This is a genomic window from Kineococcus gynurae, from assembly GCF_042433995.1.
In the GTDB taxonomy this organism is placed as follows: Bacteria; Actinomycetota; Actinomycetes; order Actinomycetales; family Kineococcaceae; genus Kineococcus; species Kineococcus gynurae.
This window is the reverse complement of the sequence record NZ_JBHLUI010000010.1, coordinates 16,412-34,124: the sequence shown is the minus strand read 5'-3', so window position 1 is coordinate 34,124 and position 17,713 is coordinate 16,412. Positions and strand designations below refer to the sequence as shown.

The 17,713-nt window shown below is 74.4% G+C and carries 18 protein-coding genes and 1 pseudogene; 3 read left to right on the top strand and 16 right to left on the bottom strand.

Features of this window, described 5'->3' with window-relative positions:
* Positions 1 to 11: 11 nt before the first annotated feature.
* From ACFFKU_RS13780 to acs, 4 genes are all read right to left on the bottom strand, one after another.
* The gene (locus ACFFKU_RS13780; protein ID WP_380138782.1) at positions 12 to 881 is read right to left on the bottom strand and encodes an alpha/beta fold hydrolase; all 870 of its coding nucleotides are present in this window, start codon (positions 879 to 881) and stop codon (positions 12 to 14) included.
* An 89-nt stretch (positions 882 to 970) separates the two neighbouring features.
* Positions 971 to 1,396, bottom strand: coding sequence for a phage holin family protein (locus ACFFKU_RS13775; protein ID WP_380138780.1), 426 nt, complete (start codon positions 1,394 to 1,396; stop codon positions 971 to 973).
* Between the two features lie 327 nt (positions 1,397 to 1,723).
* Entirely contained in the window at positions 1,724 to 2,737 is a 1,014-nt protein-coding gene (locus ACFFKU_RS13770) for an endonuclease/exonuclease/phosphatase family protein (protein WP_380138778.1), read from the bottom strand.
* A gap of 89 nt (positions 2,738 to 2,826) precedes the next feature.
* Positions 2,827 to 4,764: an acetate--CoA ligase gene (gene acs / locus ACFFKU_RS13765; RefSeq protein ID WP_380138776.1), complete on the bottom strand. Its 1,938-nt coding sequence runs from the start codon at positions 4,762 to 4,764 to the stop codon at positions 2,827 to 2,829.
* Between the two features lie 138 nt (positions 4,765 to 4,902).
* Between acs and ACFFKU_RS13760 the strand changes: the two genes are divergently transcribed.
* Positions 4,903 to 5,289 (top strand): VOC family protein, encoded by a 387-nt coding sequence (locus ACFFKU_RS13760; RefSeq protein ID WP_380138774.1) that lies wholly within the window; start codon positions 4,903 to 4,905, stop codon positions 5,287 to 5,289.
* 517 nt (positions 5,290 to 5,806) lie between these two features.
* On the opposite strand, the gene ACFFKU_RS13755 is transcribed toward ACFFKU_RS13760, so the two are convergent.
* The 4 genes and pseudogenes from ACFFKU_RS13755 to ACFFKU_RS13740 all read right to left on the bottom strand — a co-directional run bounded on the left by ACFFKU_RS13755 (position 5,807) and on the right by ACFFKU_RS13740 (position 8,535).
* Entirely contained in the window at positions 5,807 to 6,679 is an 873-nt protein-coding gene (locus tag ACFFKU_RS13755) for a hypothetical protein (RefSeq protein WP_380138773.1), read from the bottom strand.
* On the bottom strand, positions 6,672 to 7,307 hold the full coding sequence (locus ACFFKU_RS13750; protein ID WP_380138772.1) for an RNA polymerase sigma factor: 636 nt from the start codon (positions 7,305 to 7,307) through the stop codon (positions 6,672 to 6,674). Before ACFFKU_RS13750 ends, ACFFKU_RS13755 begins: the two co-directional genes overlap by 8 nt.
* A 66-nt stretch (positions 7,308 to 7,373) precedes the next feature.
* On the bottom strand, positions 7,374 to 8,042 hold the full coding sequence (locus tag ACFFKU_RS13745) for a hypothetical protein (protein ID WP_380138770.1): 669 nt from the start codon (positions 8,040 to 8,042) through the stop codon (positions 7,374 to 7,376).
* Between the two features lie 11 nt (positions 8,043 to 8,053).
* Positions 8,054 to 8,535, bottom strand: a pseudogene (locus tag ACFFKU_RS13740) (SigE family RNA polymerase sigma factor).
* A 190-nt stretch (positions 8,536 to 8,725) separates the two neighbouring features.
* Here ACFFKU_RS13740 and ACFFKU_RS13735 point away from each other — a divergent pair.
* Positions 8,726 to 8,938 (top strand): hypothetical protein, encoded by a 213-nt coding sequence (locus ACFFKU_RS13735; protein WP_380138769.1) that lies wholly within the window; start codon positions 8,726 to 8,728, stop codon positions 8,936 to 8,938.
* Here ACFFKU_RS13735 and ACFFKU_RS13730 read toward each other — a convergent pair.
* Both ACFFKU_RS13730 and ACFFKU_RS13725 read right to left on the bottom strand, forming a co-directional pair.
* Positions 8,928 to 9,785 carry an alpha/beta hydrolase fold domain-containing protein gene (locus ACFFKU_RS13730; protein WP_380138767.1) on the bottom strand — a complete coding sequence of 286 codons (858 nt, stop codon included), beginning with the start codon at positions 9,783 to 9,785 and terminating at the stop codon, positions 8,928 to 8,930. The two genes, ACFFKU_RS13735 and ACFFKU_RS13730, sit on opposite strands and share 11 nt — an antisense overlap.
* Before the next feature lie 8 nt (positions 9,786 to 9,793).
* The gene (locus tag ACFFKU_RS13725) at positions 9,794 to 10,615 is read right to left on the bottom strand and encodes a class I SAM-dependent methyltransferase (protein WP_380138766.1); all 822 of its coding nucleotides are present in this window, start codon (positions 10,613 to 10,615) and stop codon (positions 9,794 to 9,796) included.
* 117 nt (positions 10,616 to 10,732) lie between these two features.
* Here ACFFKU_RS13725 and ACFFKU_RS13720 point away from each other — a divergent pair, with 117 nt between their 5' ends.
* Positions 10,733 to 11,365, top strand: a complete 633-nt coding sequence (locus tag ACFFKU_RS13720; RefSeq protein ID WP_380138765.1) for a LysE family translocator — start codon at positions 10,733 to 10,735, stop codon at positions 11,363 to 11,365.
* Positions 11,366 to 11,378: 13 nt separating this feature from the next.
* Here ACFFKU_RS13720 and dsdA read toward each other — a convergent pair whose 3' ends face one another.
* The 6 genes from dsdA to ACFFKU_RS13690 all read right to left on the bottom strand — a co-directional run bounded on the left by dsdA (position 11,379) and on the right by ACFFKU_RS13690 (position 17,707).
* Positions 11,379 to 12,716, bottom strand: a complete 1,338-nt coding sequence (dsdA, locus tag ACFFKU_RS13715) for a D-serine ammonia-lyase (RefSeq protein WP_380138763.1) — start codon at positions 12,714 to 12,716, stop codon at positions 11,379 to 11,381.
* Positions 12,717 to 12,726: 10 nt separating this feature from the next.
* Positions 12,727 to 13,623, bottom strand: coding sequence for an EamA family transporter (locus ACFFKU_RS13710; RefSeq protein WP_380138761.1), 897 nt, complete (start codon positions 13,621 to 13,623; stop codon positions 12,727 to 12,729).
* Positions 13,624 to 13,648: 25 nt separating this feature from the next.
* Positions 13,649 to 14,356, bottom strand: coding sequence for a tellurium resistance protein (locus tag ACFFKU_RS13705; protein WP_380138760.1), 708 nt, complete (start codon positions 14,354 to 14,356; stop codon positions 13,649 to 13,651).
* 48 nt (positions 14,357 to 14,404) lie between these two features.
* On the bottom strand, positions 14,405 to 15,457 hold the full coding sequence (gene tsaD, locus ACFFKU_RS13700; RefSeq protein ID WP_380138759.1) for a tRNA (adenosine(37)-N6)-threonylcarbamoyltransferase complex transferase subunit TsaD: 1,053 nt from the start codon (positions 15,455 to 15,457) through the stop codon (positions 14,405 to 14,407).
* A complete protein-coding gene (gene def, locus ACFFKU_RS13695) occupies positions 15,454 to 15,999 on the bottom strand; it encodes a peptide deformylase (protein WP_380139341.1) in 546 nt (181 codons plus the stop codon). Before def ends, tsaD begins: the two co-directional genes overlap by 4 nt.
* A gap of 70 nt (positions 16,000 to 16,069) precedes the next feature.
* Positions 16,070 to 17,707, bottom strand: coding sequence for a SpoIIE family protein phosphatase (locus tag ACFFKU_RS13690; protein WP_380138758.1), 1,638 nt, complete (start codon positions 17,705 to 17,707; stop codon positions 16,070 to 16,072).
* Positions 17,708 to 17,713 lie beyond the last annotated feature (6 nt).

The following is a 17,713-nucleotide window of genomic DNA, read 5'->3' as shown; positions in this document are numbered from 1 at the left end:
CGGCCATGGCTTCAGTCGCGCCGGACGCCCTCGAGCCACTCCCGCAGCACGGCGCTCACCCCGACCGGTTCCTCCTCGGGCAGGAAGTGCCCGCGACCGGGGAACTCGACCTGCCGGTAGGGGCCGTGCGCGAACCGTTCGCCGGCCGCGACCGCGGCGGCCGAGACCGTCGGGTCGAGGCTGCCGTGCAGCTGCAGGACGGGCACCGAGGTCCCGGCCCGCAACGACGCGGCGAACCGGCGACCGTCGCTACGCAGCGCGGCCCGGGCGATCCAGCGGTGGTACTCCAGGGCGGAGTGGGCGACGAAGGGCACCCGGACGGCCTCGGTGTAGCGCTCCAGCTCCTCGGCCGAGGGGTAGCCCGGACCACCCGCACCGCGCAGCACGTCGGCGACGCCGTCACCGGAGACCAACGAGCGTTCCGGCAGCAGGGGGAGCTGGCGCAGGACGGTCGCGCCCGGGGCCCCCACGAGACCCGGGGAGCGGCGCAGGAGCCGGTCCTTCAGGATGCGCGCGGTGGTCAGCGGGTGGGCGGCACCGACGACGACCGCACCGCGCAGCCGGTCGGCGGCCGACCCGGCCAGGGCCCACACGGTGCGCCCGGAGATGCCGTGACCCACGACCACGGCGTCGCGTGCGCCCAGCGCCCGGATGACGGCGGCGACGTCGGCCGCCGAGGTGGGGGTGTCGTAACCGCGCGGGGGTTTGTCGGAGGCCCCGTAGCCGCGCAGGTCCATGGCCACCGTCCGGTAGCCGGCGGCGGCGAGGTCGACCAGCTGGTGGCGCCAGGCCCACCAGAACTGCGGGAAGGAGTGCAGGAGCAGGACGAGCGGCCCGGAGCCCGCCTCCGCGACGTGGAAGCGGGCTCCGTGGGCGGCCACCAGACGGTGCGTCCAGGGCCCGGGGAGGAGCACCGCCGAGACGTCGGCGGAGCCGGTCCCCGTCCCGGCGCGACCGGCCGGGGTCGGACTCAGTTGCGGTGGGAGACGGACGCCTTGAGCGTCGCGATCGTCTCCTTGGAGGTGCGGATGGTGCGGGTCGGCGGGCCGACCTTCTTGACGCTGCCGATGCCGACCACGGCGAGGATGCCGGCCAGGACGAGCAGCACGCCGAAGACGAGGCCGTAGGCCGCGTACCCCGTCCAGCCCGCGAGCTCCATCAGCAGGTAGGCGGCGAAGACGAGGAAGAAGATGAAACCCAGCAGCCCGAACACCCCGGCGACGGCGAGCAGGGCCCCACCGATGGCGCCCTTCTTCACGTCGGCGGTGATCTCGGCCTTGGCCAGGGCGATCTCGTAGCGCACCAGCTCGGAGAGGTCCTGGCTGGCGTCGGCGACGAGCTGGCCGACGGTTCGTTCCGGGGCCACGCCGAAACGTCCCTTGCTGGTCATGGTCATCGCGACTGCCTCCTCGTGCCGCCCGCGGGGAGCGGGCGGGATGTCGTGCACGGCAGCCAGAGCCTATTCAGCTTCGGGACCCGGTGCAGTCCCGGGCCGCCGGACACGCGGACGGGGGGGCCGAGCAGCGGCCGACGGGAGGGGGGTCGCGCCGCCGCCGGCGGGGGAACCGGCGGCGGCGCCGACCTCGACGAACCGGGGGGATCAGGCGAGGTCGGAGGAAACAGTAGAGCGTTCAAGGGCCCGACGTGGACGATCTTGAGCGGATCGACCACGCCGGGTGCGGGACGACGACCGTTTCGGCGCATCCGTTGTCGCCCAGCGTGATCATTCCTGGACGGGGCGCCACCGGGCCACGACCGCCCGGTGGTCGCTGCCCTCGACCTCCACCACCCGGGACCCCACCGGCACCCACGCGCGCCGATCGCCCAGCGTGTGGTCGATGTGCGCCCCGAGGAGCGCGGACCGGTCGGCCGGCCAGGTCCCGCGGGCGCCGCTGCCACCGGCGGTGGCCGCCTCGGCGCAGTGCTGCAGACCGGCGAGCGCCGGGTGGTCGAGCGTCGCGTTGAGGTCACCCGCCAGCAGGACCCCGGGGGTGCGCTCGCAGAAGTCGACGACGGCCGCGGTCTCGGCCCGCCAGGCCGGCAACCACCGCGGGATCGGGGCCGCGGTGTGCGCGGCGACCAGCACGGGCCCGGTTCCGTCGACGGGGCGGGCGGTCACGACGGCCTTGAGACCGCCGGTCACCTCCCCGGTGGACCGGTACTCCCCCAGTCGGGGGGAGACGAGCAGCGCCGTCCCCATCCGCTCCGGGTCGGCCGGGTCACCGTCGGCGGTCCAGAAGACGGTGGGCGGGGTGCCGTCCCGCGCCCCGACCAGCTCGGCCACCCGGTCGGCCAGGACCCGGTCGGTCTCGGGCAGTGCGAGCACGTCGATGCCGTCGCGCAGGACGAGGTCCGCGACCGACGACGGATCGGCCCGGGCCACGTACAGGTTGGCCCCGGCGACGGTGACGTCCCCGGGGCGCGCAGGCGGCAGGTGTCCCTCGCCCAGGCCCCGGACGACGGTCGTCCCCCCGTGCACGCCGGCGACCAGGCCCAGCCCCAGCGCGGTCGGCAGCAGGGACCGCCACCGAACGCCCGCGAGCAGGGCCACCCCCGCGGTGGCGGCGAGGCCGAGCCCGACCGGGACCCGGAACGGCACGATCCACACCCACGGACGGGCCCCGCCGAGCCCCACGGTCTCGGGGAACGCGACCAGCGCCGCCGCGAGGGTGAGGGCGCCGGCCCCGACCAAGGACAGGGGGCGGCGCGCGGAGCTGACGGGGCGAGAGGTCGGCACCCGTCCAGCCTGCCCGCGGGCCTCCCCCGCCGGGTGCCCGTCGCGGGCGGTGGCGGGGGAGGTCCGGTGCAGGCCCGGTGAGGGCCGGCTCAGTCCGCGGAACCCGAGGCCCCGGCCCGGATCGAGTCCATGACGCTGGAGTCCGTCAACGTGGTCACGTCACCCGGTTCCCGGTTCTCGGCCACGTCGCGCAGCAGGCGGCGCATGATCTTGCCCGAGCGGGTCTTGGGCAGTTCCGCGACGACCATGATCGACCTCGGTTTCGCGATGGGCCCGATCTCCCGGCCGACGTGCGCGCGCAGGTCGGCGACGGTGTCCGGCCCCTCCTCGTGCCCACCGCGCAGGATGACGAAGGCGACGACGGCCTGACCGGTCGTCTCGTCGGTGGCCCCGACGACCGCCGCCTCGGCGACGTCGGGGTGGCTGACCAGGGCCGACTCGATCTCGGCGGTGGAGAGCCGGTGCCCGGAGACGTTCATGACGTCGTCCACCCGCCCGAGCAGCCAGATGTCGCCGTCGGCGTCGCGCCGGGCGCCGTCCCCGGCGAAGTACTTGCCGGGGAAGCGGGCCCAGTAGGTGTCCTTGTAGCGCTGGTCGTCCTTCCACAACCCGCGCAGCATGGACGGCCACGGTTCGGAGAGGACGAGGTAACCCGCGGTCTCCCCCTCGATCGGTTCCCCCGCGTCGTCGACGACGTCGGCGACGATGCCCGGCAGCGGGACCTGGGCGGACCCGGCCTTGAGCGCGGTGACCCCGGGCAGCGGGGCGATCATCTGGGCCCCCGTCTCGGTCTGCCACCAGGTGTCGACGATGGGGGTGCGGTCGCCGCCGATGACCCGGCGGTACCAGGACCACGCCTCGGGGTTGATGTTCTCCCCCACGCTGCCGAGGACCCGGAGTTTCGACAGGTCGTGCTTGGCCGGGTGCTCCTCGCCCCACTTCATGCAGGTGCGGATCGCCGTGGGGGCGGTGTAGAGGATCGTGACCCCGAACTTCTCGGCGACCGCCCACCAGCGGTCCTTGTCCGGGGTGTCGGGGGTGCCCTCGTAGATCACCTGCGTCGCACCGGCCGACAGCGGCCCGTACACGACGTAGGAGTGCCCGGTGACCCAGCCGATGTCGGCCGTGCACCAGTAGACGTCGGTCTCGGGTTTGAGGTCGAACACCGAGCGGGTCGTCCACGTCGTCTGCACGAGGTAGCCGCCCGAGGTGTGCAGGATCCCCTTGGGTTTCCCGGTGGTGCCCGAGGTGTAGAGGATGAAGAGCGGGTGCTCGGCGTCCACGGGTTCCGCGGTGTGCTCGGCCTCGGCCGCCTCCAGGGCCTCGTGCCACCACACGTCGCGGCCCTCGGTCCAGGCGACGTCCTCACCGTTGCGCCGGATCACCAGGACGTTGGTGACGCTCGGGCAGCCCTTGTCCAGGGCCGCGTCGACGGCGGGTTTGAGGGTGGTGGGCTTGCCGCGCCGGTAGCTGCCGTCGCAGGTGATGACCACCTTGGCCTCGGCGTCGTTGATGCGGGAGTGCAGCGCGTCGGCGGAGAACCCGCCGAAGACGACCGAGTGGGGTGCCCCGATGCGCGCGCAGGCCAGCATCGCCACGACGCTCTCGACCAGCATCGGGACGTAGATCGCGACCCGGTCGCCCTTCTCGACGCCCAGGGCCAGCAGCGCGTTCGCCGCCTTCTTCACCTCGGCCTCGAGCTCGGCGTAGGTCACGCTGCGGCTGTCACCCGGCTCGCCCTCGAAGTGCAGCGCGACCCGGTCACCGTTGCCGGCGGCGACGTGCCGGTCCACGCAGTTCGCCGCGACGTTCAGCGTCCCGCCCACGAACCACTTGGCGAACGGGGCGTCCGACCAGTCCAGCACCTCGGTGAAGTCGTCGGCCCACTCCACGTTCTCGCGGGCCTGCTCGGCCCAGAACGCGAGCCGGTCCGCCGAGGCGGCCTCGTACAGGTCGGCCTTGGCGTTGGCCGCCGCCGCGAACTCGGGGCTCGGCGGGACGGGGGCGTGCGACTGGTCCTCGGCCATCGGATGTCCTCCTCGACGTCAGGTGCTGGAACTGATCCGAGCCTAGGCCGGGGGGCGTTGCCTGCACGTTCGGCCCCCGCGCATGTCCACCCCCGACGACCGGTGATCGAGGTGCGGTCCGCGACGACGAGGGACACGGTGGCGGTTCGAACCGAGACCTGGGAGGTCCTGATGGCGCGTGGTGTGGCGACGGTGTGGGTTCCGGTGGACGACATGGACCGCGCGGTGCGGTTCTACGGGTCCACCCTGGGCCTGGAGGTGCGCTCGACGTCGGAGGACTGGAGCGAGATCGACGCCGGTGGGCTGATGATCGGCCTGAACGGGCGTGAGGAGACCGCGGAGCACGCCCCCGGTGGCGCGGTGATCACCTTCCAGCCCGAGGGCAGCATCGACGACGAGGTGGCCCACCTGCAGCAGGAGGGGGTCGAGTTCACCGGCGGCATCAGCGACCACGAGTGGGGCCGGATCGCGCCGTTCAAGGACAGCGAGGGCAACGACCTGCAGTTCTACGGCCCGCCGGCCTGACGCGCGAGCCTCGGCGCCCTCCGCTCGTCACCGGGCGTGATGGTCGTCGGGGCGGCGGCGTCGATGACGTCACCCGCGCTGCGTTCATCCCGAGGGAAGGGGCCGAAAGAGCCCCGATTGACGGATGAACGCAGCGTTCGTGAAGTACGGCCCGCAGGGACGACACGGAGGGTGGCGAACGTGCCGCCGAGGCGTGGGCACGCAGCTCGTTCAAGGGCGGGGCGGCTCGCACCGATGAGGATCTCCCGCGACGACCGAGGAGAGCACCGTGGCGCACGTCCGCACGATGACCGTCACCCTGACCGTCCTGTCAGGAGTCCCGCTCCTCCCGGTCGGTAGCAGCGGGTCCGCCGACGTTCCCGCCCCCGAACGTCGGCCCGTCGCAGCGGTGGCGAACCCTGCTACCGCCGCGGGGACGACGAACGCGCCATCGGTGAGGTTCGTCGCCCCCCTGTACACCCCGCAGTCGTCGATCGGGATCCTCGGCTCCGACACAGCCCCCTGACAGAACCAGGGGTCACCCCTCCCCCTGACTGCGTACGGCGGCGAGGTCGCTCGCCCGCAGGTCGGTCACCGCGGCATCGAGCAGCGTGACGAGCTCGTCGGTCCGGGCCGCGGCCTCGGAGACCGTGGGGGCGCGCAGCGCCGCACTGACGATGAGGTCCCCCACCCGGGCCGCGCCGACGACCCCGGCCGACGGCCCGAGATCAGAGGTCACCACCCAGGACTGGTCGGCGCCCGCGACGGTGACGTCCTGCCTGGACAGCTCGCCGGTGACGCGGCACTGCAGATCCCCGGCGACGGCCTCGTCGAAGATGACCCGCCCGGTCCCCTCCGGCCATCCGGTGACCGACAGGTCGGCGACGTGCTCCGGGGTCGTCCCCGCGAACCATTGGAAGGAACGCCCGGCGATGCTGGGGGACGGTGCGGACCAGTCCTGGAGGCAGGCCACCGGCCCGCTCAGGGCGGACTCCTGGCGGCGCTGTTCCGACCCGCCCGAGAGGGTCTTGTCCGGGGGGAGGACGGCGAGGGCCCGAGTGAGGTCGGGGATCGCGTACCGCACCGGGAGGGACACGGGATCGACGGGGTCGGTGGCCACCGACGTCGAGGTGGGGCGGGACGTCCGGTCCGCGAGACCCCTGTCGGCGATCGTCGAGACGGTCGACCCCGGCCAGGCCGGACCGAGCAGGGACAGCATGGCGACGCCGGTGACCGTGGTCAGGGCGACGGCCACCACCCGCACCCGACGGATGCGTTGGCGCCGCCGCAGACGGGCCGAGGCCCCACCCGCGAGCAGGGTCACGTCGACCGGTCCGCGCCGCACCTCCTGGTCCAGCGCGTCCAGCAGCAGCGCCGCGACCGGGTCCGAGGTCTCCTTGCGGTCAGGCACGGGTGATCCCCTCCTCGTCGAGCATCCGGCGCAGGCTCGCCAGGCCTCGGTGCGCGTTGCTGCGCACCGTCGTGGTGGAGCAGTTCATGAGGTCCGCGATCTCGGTGTCGGGCATCCCCTCGTAGAGGCGCAGGACCAGCGCCACCCGTTGCCGGTCCGGCAAGCGGCGCAGGAGTTCGAGGCAGCGGTGCCGTTCGGCGTGCGCATCGGCGACGTCGGGCACGGCGTCCGCCGACCCCGGGCCCGAGGCACGGGCCCCGAGATCGGTCGGGTCGTTGGCCTGCTCCCGGCGCCAGGGCCGCCGTCGGGAACTGATGACCGCGTTGACCACCATGCGGTTCAGGTAGGCGGAGGGGTCGTCCAGGGTGCTGATCCGGTTCCACCGGGTCACGCACGCGGCCAGGACGTCCTGCACGACGTCCTCCGCCTGGTGCTGGTCGCGAAGCAGGGCCCGGGCGAGCCGTACCAGCTGCGGCCCCTTCCCGGCCACGAGCGAGTCCAGGTCCTGCAGCTCACGAGCCGAGCGCCGGCTCCACCCCCGCGCAACCCCGTCGGCGTCGGCCGCCCCGGCCTGTGGTCGGCTCGGACCGGCGAGGCGGTTCGCGGCGTCGCCCGCAGGTGGTCTCACGACCAGGACAACGCGATCAGGGTGCCCATCCGTTGCACCCTCGGTCGGCCAGATTCCGGCCGGCCCTCACGGTAGCGGCGACCACCGCGCACCGTCCGGTCCGGTGATGGAGAACGGCAGGGCCGCAGCCGGATCGGTCGAGGTCGTCAACCGACCTTCGGCGTCGAGGGCGACGAAGCCGAGGTCGCTGCCCAACGTCCAGCTCCCCCCGGGGACCACGGCGAGGGAGAACTGCTGCGCGCTCGCGGTCGGGTCGCACAGTTCGCTCGAGACGATCCCCTCGACCGGTGCCGACAGGCAGAGGTCGCGCCCGTCGGTCTGCGCGCCGTTGCGGAGGGCGACGCGCTCGGGCACCGCGGTCGGGTCCACCGACCAGAGGGCCATGGTCGGACCGGCCACCGCGGCCGGGTCGATCAGGTCGACGCCGGGTTCGACCAGCGTGGCCAGCACCCGGCCGGTGGGGGTGGTGAACGTCAGGTCCGGGCGGGCCGCCGGGTCCTCGAACCTCGGGGCCGGTGAGGTCGCGACCGGGGGCGCGGGAACGATCGGCGTGGACCGGTCCTGGGCCAGCAACCACGGCCCGCCGACCCCGGCCACCACGGCGGCGACCACCGCGACCCGGGTCGCCCGCACCCGCCGACGGCGACGGTCCCCCCGCCGGACGACCTCCGCCGCGGAGGGCAACCGCCCGTGCCGTTCCGTCTCGCGCACGACCTGTTCGAGCTGCTCGCGCATGCCGTCCTCCCTCATCTCGCGTCCTCCTGCAGGTGTTCGCGCATCGCGGTGCGACCGCGGGACAACCAGGCCTTGACCGTGCCCGGGGCGACGTCCAGCTCCTCGGCGATGTCGGCGACCGACCGGTCGGCGACGTGGTGCAGGACGATCGGCTGGCGTTGCCGCGCCGGCAGCTGCCGCAGGGCCGCGACCATGGCGACGTGGTCCGGTCCGAGGCCGGGGCGGGGCGTCTCGTCGTGGGCCCGGCGTTGGGCCACGAGGCGGTTGCGCAGCTTGCGCCACTGACTGATGGCGATCCGTTGCGCCACCGTCCGGATCCACGCCTCGGGCGAGTCCGCCCGGCGCACGCTCGACCAGCGCTGCCAGGCCCGGGCGTAGGCCTCGGCGACGGCGTCCTCGGCGGCGGTCAGGTCCCCCGTCGAGAGGTAGACGTGGGCCAGGACCCGCCGGGAACTCTCCCGGTAGTCGCCTCGAACTCGGCGCCGCCGTCCATGTCGACCATCCTCCGGGTCCGTCCGCCGGGGCGTCTCCCCGCCGACCTACCCGGATGACCGCTGAGCCCTTCGTCCGGTTGCAGTCCCCGGCACATCGGTCCGGCAGCCCTGTGGACAACCCCGCTGGGGCGTGCCGCACCGGCCAGCATGGGACGACCCGAGACCCGAACCGACCCCGAGGAGTCCGCCGTGAACCCAGGTGTCAGCGACCAGGAGGCCCCGGTCCGTCCGCGGCGCCCGTCGGTCCCCGCGCCCCCGGGCGTGGGTCGCGAGAACGATCTCGTGCACGGCTACCCCGGTGGGTCCCTGCGGGAACTGGTCGACCGGCTCGAGGCCCGCGCCCGGGCCGCCGCTCCGGGGCCGGGTCCGGCACCGGCCAGGCCCGGACGCGTCACCTCCTGAGGAAGTCGTCGACGACGTCGATCAGCTCGGGGGTGAACAGGGAGGGCCAGATCCCGTGCCCGGCCCCCTCGACCATGACCACCTCGCAGTGCTGTCCCGCCGCCCGCAGCACGTCGGCGTACCCCGTGCTGTGCTCGGGCGGGACGACCTCGTCGGCGCTGCCGTGCACGAGCAGGACCGGACCGCGGGGACGGCGGTCGAGGTGGGTGGCCGGGCTCGCGGCCCGGGCCGCGGCCGGATCCTCCCCCGGCCCTACCCCGCCGAGGAGTTCGCGGACGGCGTCCTCGTGGTCCATCCGGGTCAGGTCGGTCGGGGGGTAGAAGGCGACGGTGTGGGTCAACCGCAGCGCGGCCCCGTCCGGGTCCTCGTCCAGCGCGGGCGCTCCGTCGGTGGCGTGGAGCAGCAGGGCGACGTGACCACCGGAACTGTCCCCGGACACGGCCACCCGGTCGGGGTCGATCCCGTAGTCCTCGGCGTGCGCCCGCAGCCAGCGCACCGCGGCCCGGGCGTCGTGCACCTGCGCGGGATGCGGTGCGACGGCGGAGGATCGGTGCTCCACGACCGCGACGACGTGGCCCCGTTCGGCGAGGCGGCACAGGAACGCCAACCCGGCCCCCAGGTCCTGCCGCCGCCAGCCGGAACCTTGGACGAACGCGAGGCACGGGTACCGCCCCGAGAAGGCCGCCTCCCACCCGAGCATCGCCGCGTCGCCGCTCGGCTGGATCACCTGCAGGTGCAGGTCGAGACCGTCCACCCGGCGGTAGACGACGCCGAGGTGCACGAACACGTTCGTCCGACCCCGGTCGGCGGGGAGGACGCGGGGCGCGCCCGCGGACGGTCGGGACACCGGTGTCCTCAGCTCCGGGCGACGATCGAGAACATCAGCGGGCACTCCGCGGAACCGGGGGGCAGCTCGAAACCGCGCTCGGTCTCCACCATCCCCGGGAGCGCGGCCCAGGGCATGGACCGGTGCTCGTGGAACGCCTCGACGTGCAACCCCGCCCCGAGCACCGCGCCGAAGATCTCGGCCAGGTCGTGCGGCCACACGTAGGTGGTGTTGTGCTGCATCGGGGCGTCGGTGGCATAGGTCAGCCCGTCGTCCCAGCGTCGGGGACCGGACGAGGCGAAGTACGGTTCCCCGAGCACCAGCAGGCCGTCGCTGCGTCCCTCCTGCAGCGCCGACAGCATCGGATGGGCGTCGTGGACCAGGAACACCCCGGCCGGGCGCAGGAGCCGGTGGACCGCCCGCGCCCACGTGGTCAGGTCGTCCAGCCAGCACAGGACCCCCACCGACGTGACCACGACGTCGAATCGGCGCCCCAGCACGTCGGGGGCGTCCTCGTTGCGACAGAGCGCGAACGACGCGTCGACGCCGGCGCGACGGGCGAGGGCCCGAGCCGCCTCGACGGCCGGGCCCGAGAGGTCCGTCCCCACGACGCGAGCCCCGTGCCGGGCCAGGCCGATGGTGTCGGTCCCGATGTGGCACTGCAGGTGCACGACGTCGAGCCCGGCGATGCTCCCGCCCGGCAGGTGCGGGGCGAGGAGGCCGACCTCGGTCTGCGCCCGGAGGGCGCCCGGATCGTCGGCGAACGCCTCGGCCCCGTAGGCGACGACGTGGTGGGGCACCCGTTCGTCCCAGGTGCGCAGGTTGGCGGCGACGGCCTCGTCGGTGCTCACGGTTCCCCCTCGGTCGGTTCCCGTCGCCGATCATCGACGGGCGGCGTGGCGGTCCTCAACCGGTTTGACCACCGGAAACCCCGTGCCCACGCCCGGCCCCGGTCCTACGATCCGATCATGGTGCCTCTCGACCACCTCCTGCCGTTCCTCGCCGCGGCCACGGTGCTCATCCTGATCCCCGGCCCGAGCGTGCTGTTCGTGCTGGGTCGCTCCATCGCCCACGGCCGCCGGGTCGGGGTGCTGAGCGTGGTCGGCAACGGACTCGGCACGGTGCCCGCAGTCCTCGCGGTGGCCTTCGGCGTCGGTGCCGTGGTCGCGGCGTCGGTGGTCGCGTTCACCGTCCTGAAACTGGCGGGTGCCGCCTACCTGGTGTGGCTCGGCGTGCAGGCGATCCGGCACCGCCACGACCACGTCGGCACCGTGGCGGAGGCCCCGCGGGGGACGGGTCACGTGCTGCGGGAGGGTTTCGTGGTCGGCGCCACCAACCCCAAGACCATCGCGTTCTTCGTCGCGATCCTGCCGCAGTTCGTCGACCCTTCGGCCGGACCGGTGCGGGGGCAGCTCCTCGAACTGGGTCTGGTCTTCCTGCTCGTCGCCCTGGCCTGCGACAGCGTCTGGGCGCTGCTGGCGGGGACGGCGCGCACCTGGTTCGCCCGGTCCCCGCGCCGGCTGGCCACCCTCGGCGGGACCGGGGGCGTGATGATGATCGGACTGGGCGGAACCCTCGCGGTGTCCGGCTCGAAGTCCTGACCCGCGACGTCGCTCAGAGCAGGGCGCGCCCGGCGTCGACGTAGGCGGCGAGTTCCTCGGCGGGAACCATGCTGCCCCCGGTCAGCCAGGCGACGTGCGTGGCCGCCCGCAACCGGTCGTCGCCCAGGCCGGCCCTCTCCTCCGACGCGGTCGCCGTGAGCAGCCGCAGGGCACCGGGGATCCCGGCGACGGCCGACGGTTCGACACCGAGGCCCTCGGTCTCGTGCAGCAGCGCGACCGTGCGGAGCAGCTCCTCGTCGCTCACGGTGCAGAACGCGCTGAGCAACGCCCCCATCCGCCGCCCCACGAACCCCGACGCGCGCCCCACGGCCAGGCCGTCGGCCACGGTCACGTTGTCGATGCCGAGATCCTGGACGCTGATCCCGTCGTGCCGACCGGTCCCGACCCCGAGCAGCATGCACGGCGAGTGGGTCGGTTCGGCGAACACGCAGTGCACGGCGTCGGCGAAGATCGTCTTGAGGCCGAACGCGATCCCGCCCGGTCCCCCGCCGACGCCGCACGGCAGGTGCACGACGAGGGGGTGCTCGACGTCGACGCGGACGTCGAGCGCCTGGAGCTGCCCGGCCAACCGGCGCGCCGCGACGGCGTAGCCGAGGAAGAGGTCGGTGGAGTTCTCGTCGTCGACGAAGTGCGCCGACGGGTCCTGCGCCACCGCGGCGCGACCGGCGGCGACGGCCGCCGAGTAGTCCTGGTCGTGTTCGACGACCGTGACCCCGTGCTCGCGCAACCGATCCTTCTTCCACCGCCGGGCGTCGGCCGACATGTGGACCGTGACGCGGAAACCCAGTGCGGCACCGGCGATGCCTATGGAGAGCCCGAGGTTCCCGGTCGAACCCACGACGATGGTGCGCCGGGCGAACAGGTCGCGGACCGGCGCCTCGAGCAGGCGACGGTAGTCGTCGTCGAGGGTGAGCAGCCCGGCCTGCACGGCGAGTTCCTCGGCGAGCTTCAGGACCTCGTACAGGCCGCCGCGCGCCTTGATCGAGCCGCTGACGGGGAGATGGCTGTCGAGCTTCACCCACAGTTCCCCGGGGAACGGGGTACCCGCCCGTTCGCCCAGGACGCGCTGCAGGGCAGGGGCTGCACGCAACGGGGACTCGACGATGCCACCGGAACCTCGGGTGTCGGGGAACACCTGGGCCAGGAGGGGGGCGAAGCGTCGCAACCGGTCCGCGGCGTCGTCGACGTCGGCGATCCCGAGGCCCACCCCCGGCATCGCCACGGCGGTCGGTCGCAACCCCGGGTTCCACCAGGTCACCGGGCGGGTCGCGGCCAGGTCGGCCAGGAGCGGGAACTCCGCGGTCCCCGGCACGGGGGCGGTCCGGGTCACGAGGGTCTCCTCAGGCGGGATCGGCCGGGGCGACCGGCGGGGACGGTCGCGGGGCGGTCAGGGTGGACCCGGCGCTGGCGGCGACGACCAGGCCGATCGCCGCCACCGAGAGCCAGGGCAACCCCTGCGAGAGCAGCACCCATCCCGCCAGCGCCGCGATCGCCGGTTCCAGGCTGAGCAGGACCCCGAACGTCCGCGCGGGCAGCCGGCGCAGCGCGGACAGTTCCAGCGAGTAGGGGATGACGGAACTCGCCACGGCGACCACGAGACCCAGGAGCAGGACGGTGGGGTGCAGCAGAGCCGTTCCGGCGGTGGCGATCCCGACGGGGGCGACGATGAGGGCCGCGACGACCGCGGCGACGGCGAGCCCGCCCTGACCGGGCACGACCGTGCCCACCCGGGCGCTGGCCAGGATGTACCCGGCCCAGAACGCCCCGGCCAGCAGGGCGAACCCGATGCCGACGAGGTCGTCCCCGCCGACGTGGGCGCCCTCCCCCAACCCGAGGACGGCGACCCCGACGAGCGCGAGCGCGACCCAGACCAGGTCCTTGGCCCGTCGGGTGAGCACGGCGGCCAGAGTGAGCGGCCCTAGGAACTCCGCGGTGACCGCGACCCCGAGCGGGATGCGTTCCAGGGACAGGTAGAACGTCGAGTTCATGGCTCCGAGCGCGCCGCCGAACGCCAGCACCGGCCCCCACTGCGTCCACGTCCAGCCCCGGACCCGGGGGCGGACGACGAGCAGGAGGATCACCGCGGCCAGGGCGAGGCGCGCGGTGACGGTGCCGAACGGGCCGGCGAGCGGGAACACCCGCGCGGCGACGGCGGCCCCGGCCTGGACCGAGACCGCCGCGCCGAGGACCATCGCGACCGCGCCGCCGTGACCCCGGGCCGGAGCCGGCGTCAGCACCGGGTGGTGCGGAGGAGCGAGAAGGTCACTTGCGCCCGGTCCGCCAGCGCATGCCCCAGCCGAACGCCTCGTCGAGCTGCTGCTGCCCGCCCTGGACGTAGCGGACCTCGCGCTGGACGGTGACCTCGCGGCCGTCGGAGACGATCTGGGCGATGGCGCACATCGGGGAGCGGTCGTCGTGCTCGTCGAGACGGACCTCGATCTCCTGCCCCGCGGACGGAGTCAGGGTGACGACGCCGTCGGCGGCGGCCCAGTTCGGGACCCCCTCGTAGATGAACGCGAACACCAGGACGCGCTTGATCCTGGCCGGGTCGCGCAGGTCGACGTAGAGGGTCTCCCCGCCGCCGCCGGTGCGGTCGTCGCCGTCGAGCCAGACCAGGGGGTCACCGGCGGAGCGGTCGCGGAAGGCGTTGCCGAGAGCCTGCACGACCCCCTTGGACCCGTCGGAGAACTCGTAGAGCGCCCCGAGGTCGAGGTCGATGCCCCCGGCGGAACCGACCGCGGCGTTGCGCAGCTTGGACAGGAAGCCGCCGCCCCCGGCCGGGGCGGCAGCGGGACGGGCGTTCCAGGCCAGGTGGACGGTCAGTCGCCCGGTGCCGCCGCGCTTGGTCAGCGACACCTTGGGGGCGGCCTTGGTCAGCGTCACCTTGCTCAGCGACAGCCCCCCGCCCGGGCCCGTGGGCTCCGGCTCGGGGGTCGGGTCACCGGGGCGCTTGGAGTAGTCGATGGGCACGGGGTGTCACTCGCCTTCGTGGGACGGGGTGCGGTCGGTCATCGGGACCTAACGTCCCACCCCGTGCAGCAGTGCCCCCGTCAGGGGGGCCGAGGGGTCGGCCGCGAGGTCGGCGCGGGAGGGCTCGACCCCGGCCCGGACCAACAGGTCGCCCACCGCGGCGATCATCGCGCCGTTGTCGGTGCACAACCGCAGCGGCGGCACCCGCAGCTCGAGACCGGCTGCGGCGCAGCGTTCTTCGGCCAGGGCGCGGACCCGCGAGTTCGCCGCCACCCCGCCGACCAGCAGCAGGGTGCCCACGCCGTGCTCCCGGCAGGCCGCGACCGCCTTGCGGGTGAGGACGTCGGCCACGGCCTCCTGGAAGCTCGCGGCGACGTCGGCCACGGGGATCTCGCCACCGGCGTCGGTGCGGGCCTCGACCCAGCGGGCGACGGCCGTCTTCACCCCGGAGAAGCTGAAGCCGTAGGCCGGGTCCTGGGCCCGCGACAGCGCCCGGGGGAACCGGATCGCGTGCGGGTCGCCGTCGCGGGCCACCCGGTCGATGACCGGTCCGCCCGGGTAGCCGAGGCCGATGACGCGGGCGACCTTGTCGAAGGCCTCCCCGGCCGCGTCGTCGATGGTGTCGCCGAGGTGCACCACGGGGTCGCGGGCCAGGTCACCCAGGAGCAGCAGCGAGGTGTGCCCGCCGGAGACGACGAGCGCGACGCAGCGGGTGGGCAGCGGGCCGTGGACGAGGACGTCGACCGCGGCGTGCCCGGCGAGGTGGTGGACGCCGTAGAGCGGCTTGTCCAGGGCGTAGGCGAGGGCCTTCGCCGAGGCGAGGCCGACCTGGACGGCGGTGGACAACCCCGGCCCGGCGGTGACGGCCACCGCGTCGACGTCGGCGAGGTCGAGGGACGCCGTGTCCAGCGCCTCGCGCAGCACGGGCAGCATCGACTCCAGGTGCGCGCGGGCGGCGACCTCGGGCACGACCCCGCCGAAGCGGGCGTGGGCGTCCATGCTGGAGGCGAGGGCGTCGCCGAGCAGGACCCCCTCGGCGACCAGCCCGACCCCCGTCTCGTCGCAGGAGCTCTCGATGCCGAGGACGACCGGGGCCTTCACGCGCGGGCCGGTTCGGTCGGCAGCCCTGCGGCGGTGAGGATCTCGACGCGACGCCCCACCTCGAGGCGGTCGACGTAGACGGTCCCCTCCAGGTGGTCGACCTCGTGCTGCAGGCAGCGGGCCAGCAGGCCGGTCCCGACCAGGGTCACGGGGTTGCCGTCGACGTCGACCCCGGTGACCTCGCTGCGGTCGGGACGGGCCAGGTCGGAATACTGCCCGGGGACGGACAGGCACCCCTCGCCGTCCAGGTCGAGACGCCTCCGCCGACCGGTGGGGAGTTTGAGGACGGGGTTGACGACGTGGGCGACGACGCGGCGCTCCTCCTCGTCGGGGCAGTCCACGACGAAGACCCGCGCGTCGACCCCGATCTGGTTGGCGGCCAGCCCCACGCCGTCGGCCGCGGCCATCGACGCGAACATGTCGGCCACGAGCTGGCGGAGGTCGTCGTCGAAGCGCGTGACCGGGGCGCAGCGGCGGTGCAGGACCGGGGTCCCGTAGGTGGTGATCGGCCGGGCCGCACCGGTCCGTCCGGCGAAGACCACCGGCGCCGGCTCGGCGGCGGGGTCGGGGGTCGTCACGGCCGGGTCGGTCTGCTCGCTCACGCAGGGGAGCTTACGAAAGGACGGGGCCCGGGTCCGCCCACCGGTCCAGCCGGGCCACGAGGACGGCGACGTCGTCACCGCCGCCGGCACCGACGCGGACGACCAGCTCGTCCAGGGCGGGGGTGAGCGCGTCGACCGGGGCGTCCAGCAGCAGCGGCGCGGTCTGCGCCAGCCGGTCGATGCCGGTGTCGAGGTCGTTGACGCGGTCCTCGATGAGCCCGTCGGTGTAGAGGACGAGGACGGACCCGGCGACGAGGGGTTCGGTGCGCGTGGTGCGGACCGTCCCCGAGTCCACGCCCAGCATGAGCTCGGCGGCGGCCTCCAGCCGGCGCACCCCCCCGTCGGGGGCGACGAGCAGGGGGGGCGGGTGCCCCGCGTTGCTCCAGCAGAGCCGACCGACGGCGAGGTCGAGGACGAGGACGACGGCGGTCGCCGGCAGCGGGGAGTCCAGGCTGCCGAGCACGGCGTCCAGCCCGCGCAGCAGGCCGGCGGGGTCGGCGGCACCGGTCACGGCCAGGGCGCGCAGCGCGGTCCGGGCCTGCCCCATGGCGGCGGTGGCGGCCACGTCGTGACCGGTCACGTCGCCCATGACCAGCATGATCCGACCGGGACCGAGGCGGACGGCGTCGTACCAGTCGCCGCCGACGTGACGGTCGGTGCGGGCCGGGACGTAGCGGGCGGCGAGGGCCAGCCCGGGCTCGACCGGCAGCGACCGCGTCTGCACGGCCTGCTGCAGCAGCCGGGCCTCGGACGTGCGCTCGGCCAGCACGGTCGCGTGGCCGAGGGCCTGTGCGGTGTAACGGGCGAAGGCGCGCAGCAGGTCGCGCTCGGCGCCGTCGCAGTCGTGGTGGCGGGTCCAGATCAGGGTGAGGAGCCCGGTCACGGTGCCGGCGGCGTCCGTGAGCGGCAGGACCGCGGTGGCCGCCACCATCCGGAAACGCGCGTCGAGGGCGGGCCAGCGCCGGGTGAGCTCGGCCCGGTCGAGGAACAACGGGCGGCGGCTGTGCACGACCTCGGTGCCCGGCCCCGGTTCGTCGAGGGGCACGGTCGCCCAGCGGGTGACGCTGCCGGCCGAGATGTGCTCCAGCCGCGGGGTCCGCAGCACCCCCGCGGCCCGGTCGACCAGGGTGACCGCGGCCGAGGAGCCGAAACTCTCCTCGGCGGCCCGGACGACGGCGCGCACGACGTCGTCGACCGTCGAGGTCGCGGCCAGCACCTCGGACAGGCGCAGCAGGTGCTCGGTCCGGACGGCGTCGGCGCGGGCGGCGTCGAGCGCGGCGTCCCGCTGCCGCTCGACGGCACCCTCGTCGGTCACGTCGCGCAGCAGCACGAGCAGGTCCTCACCGGCGGGACGCAGGTGCAGCCGCAGCCGTCGACCGTCCGCGAGCGAGCCGTCCCACGCGACGTCCTCGGCCGCCCGCCGGGCCTGGACGAGGACGGTGGCGAGTCCCTCCCCCGTGGTCCCCGTGATGCCCGGAACGAGCTGCGGGAGGGACGACCCGACCAGCGACCCCGTCTCGCGGCCGAGCAGGTCCGCCCCCGGGGCGTTGGCGTCGCGGACGACGTCGTCGGGGCCGACGACCAGCAGCGGGGCGACCAGGTCCAGCCACACCGACAGGTGGCGTTCCAGGACCCGCGAGGGGTGCATGTACTT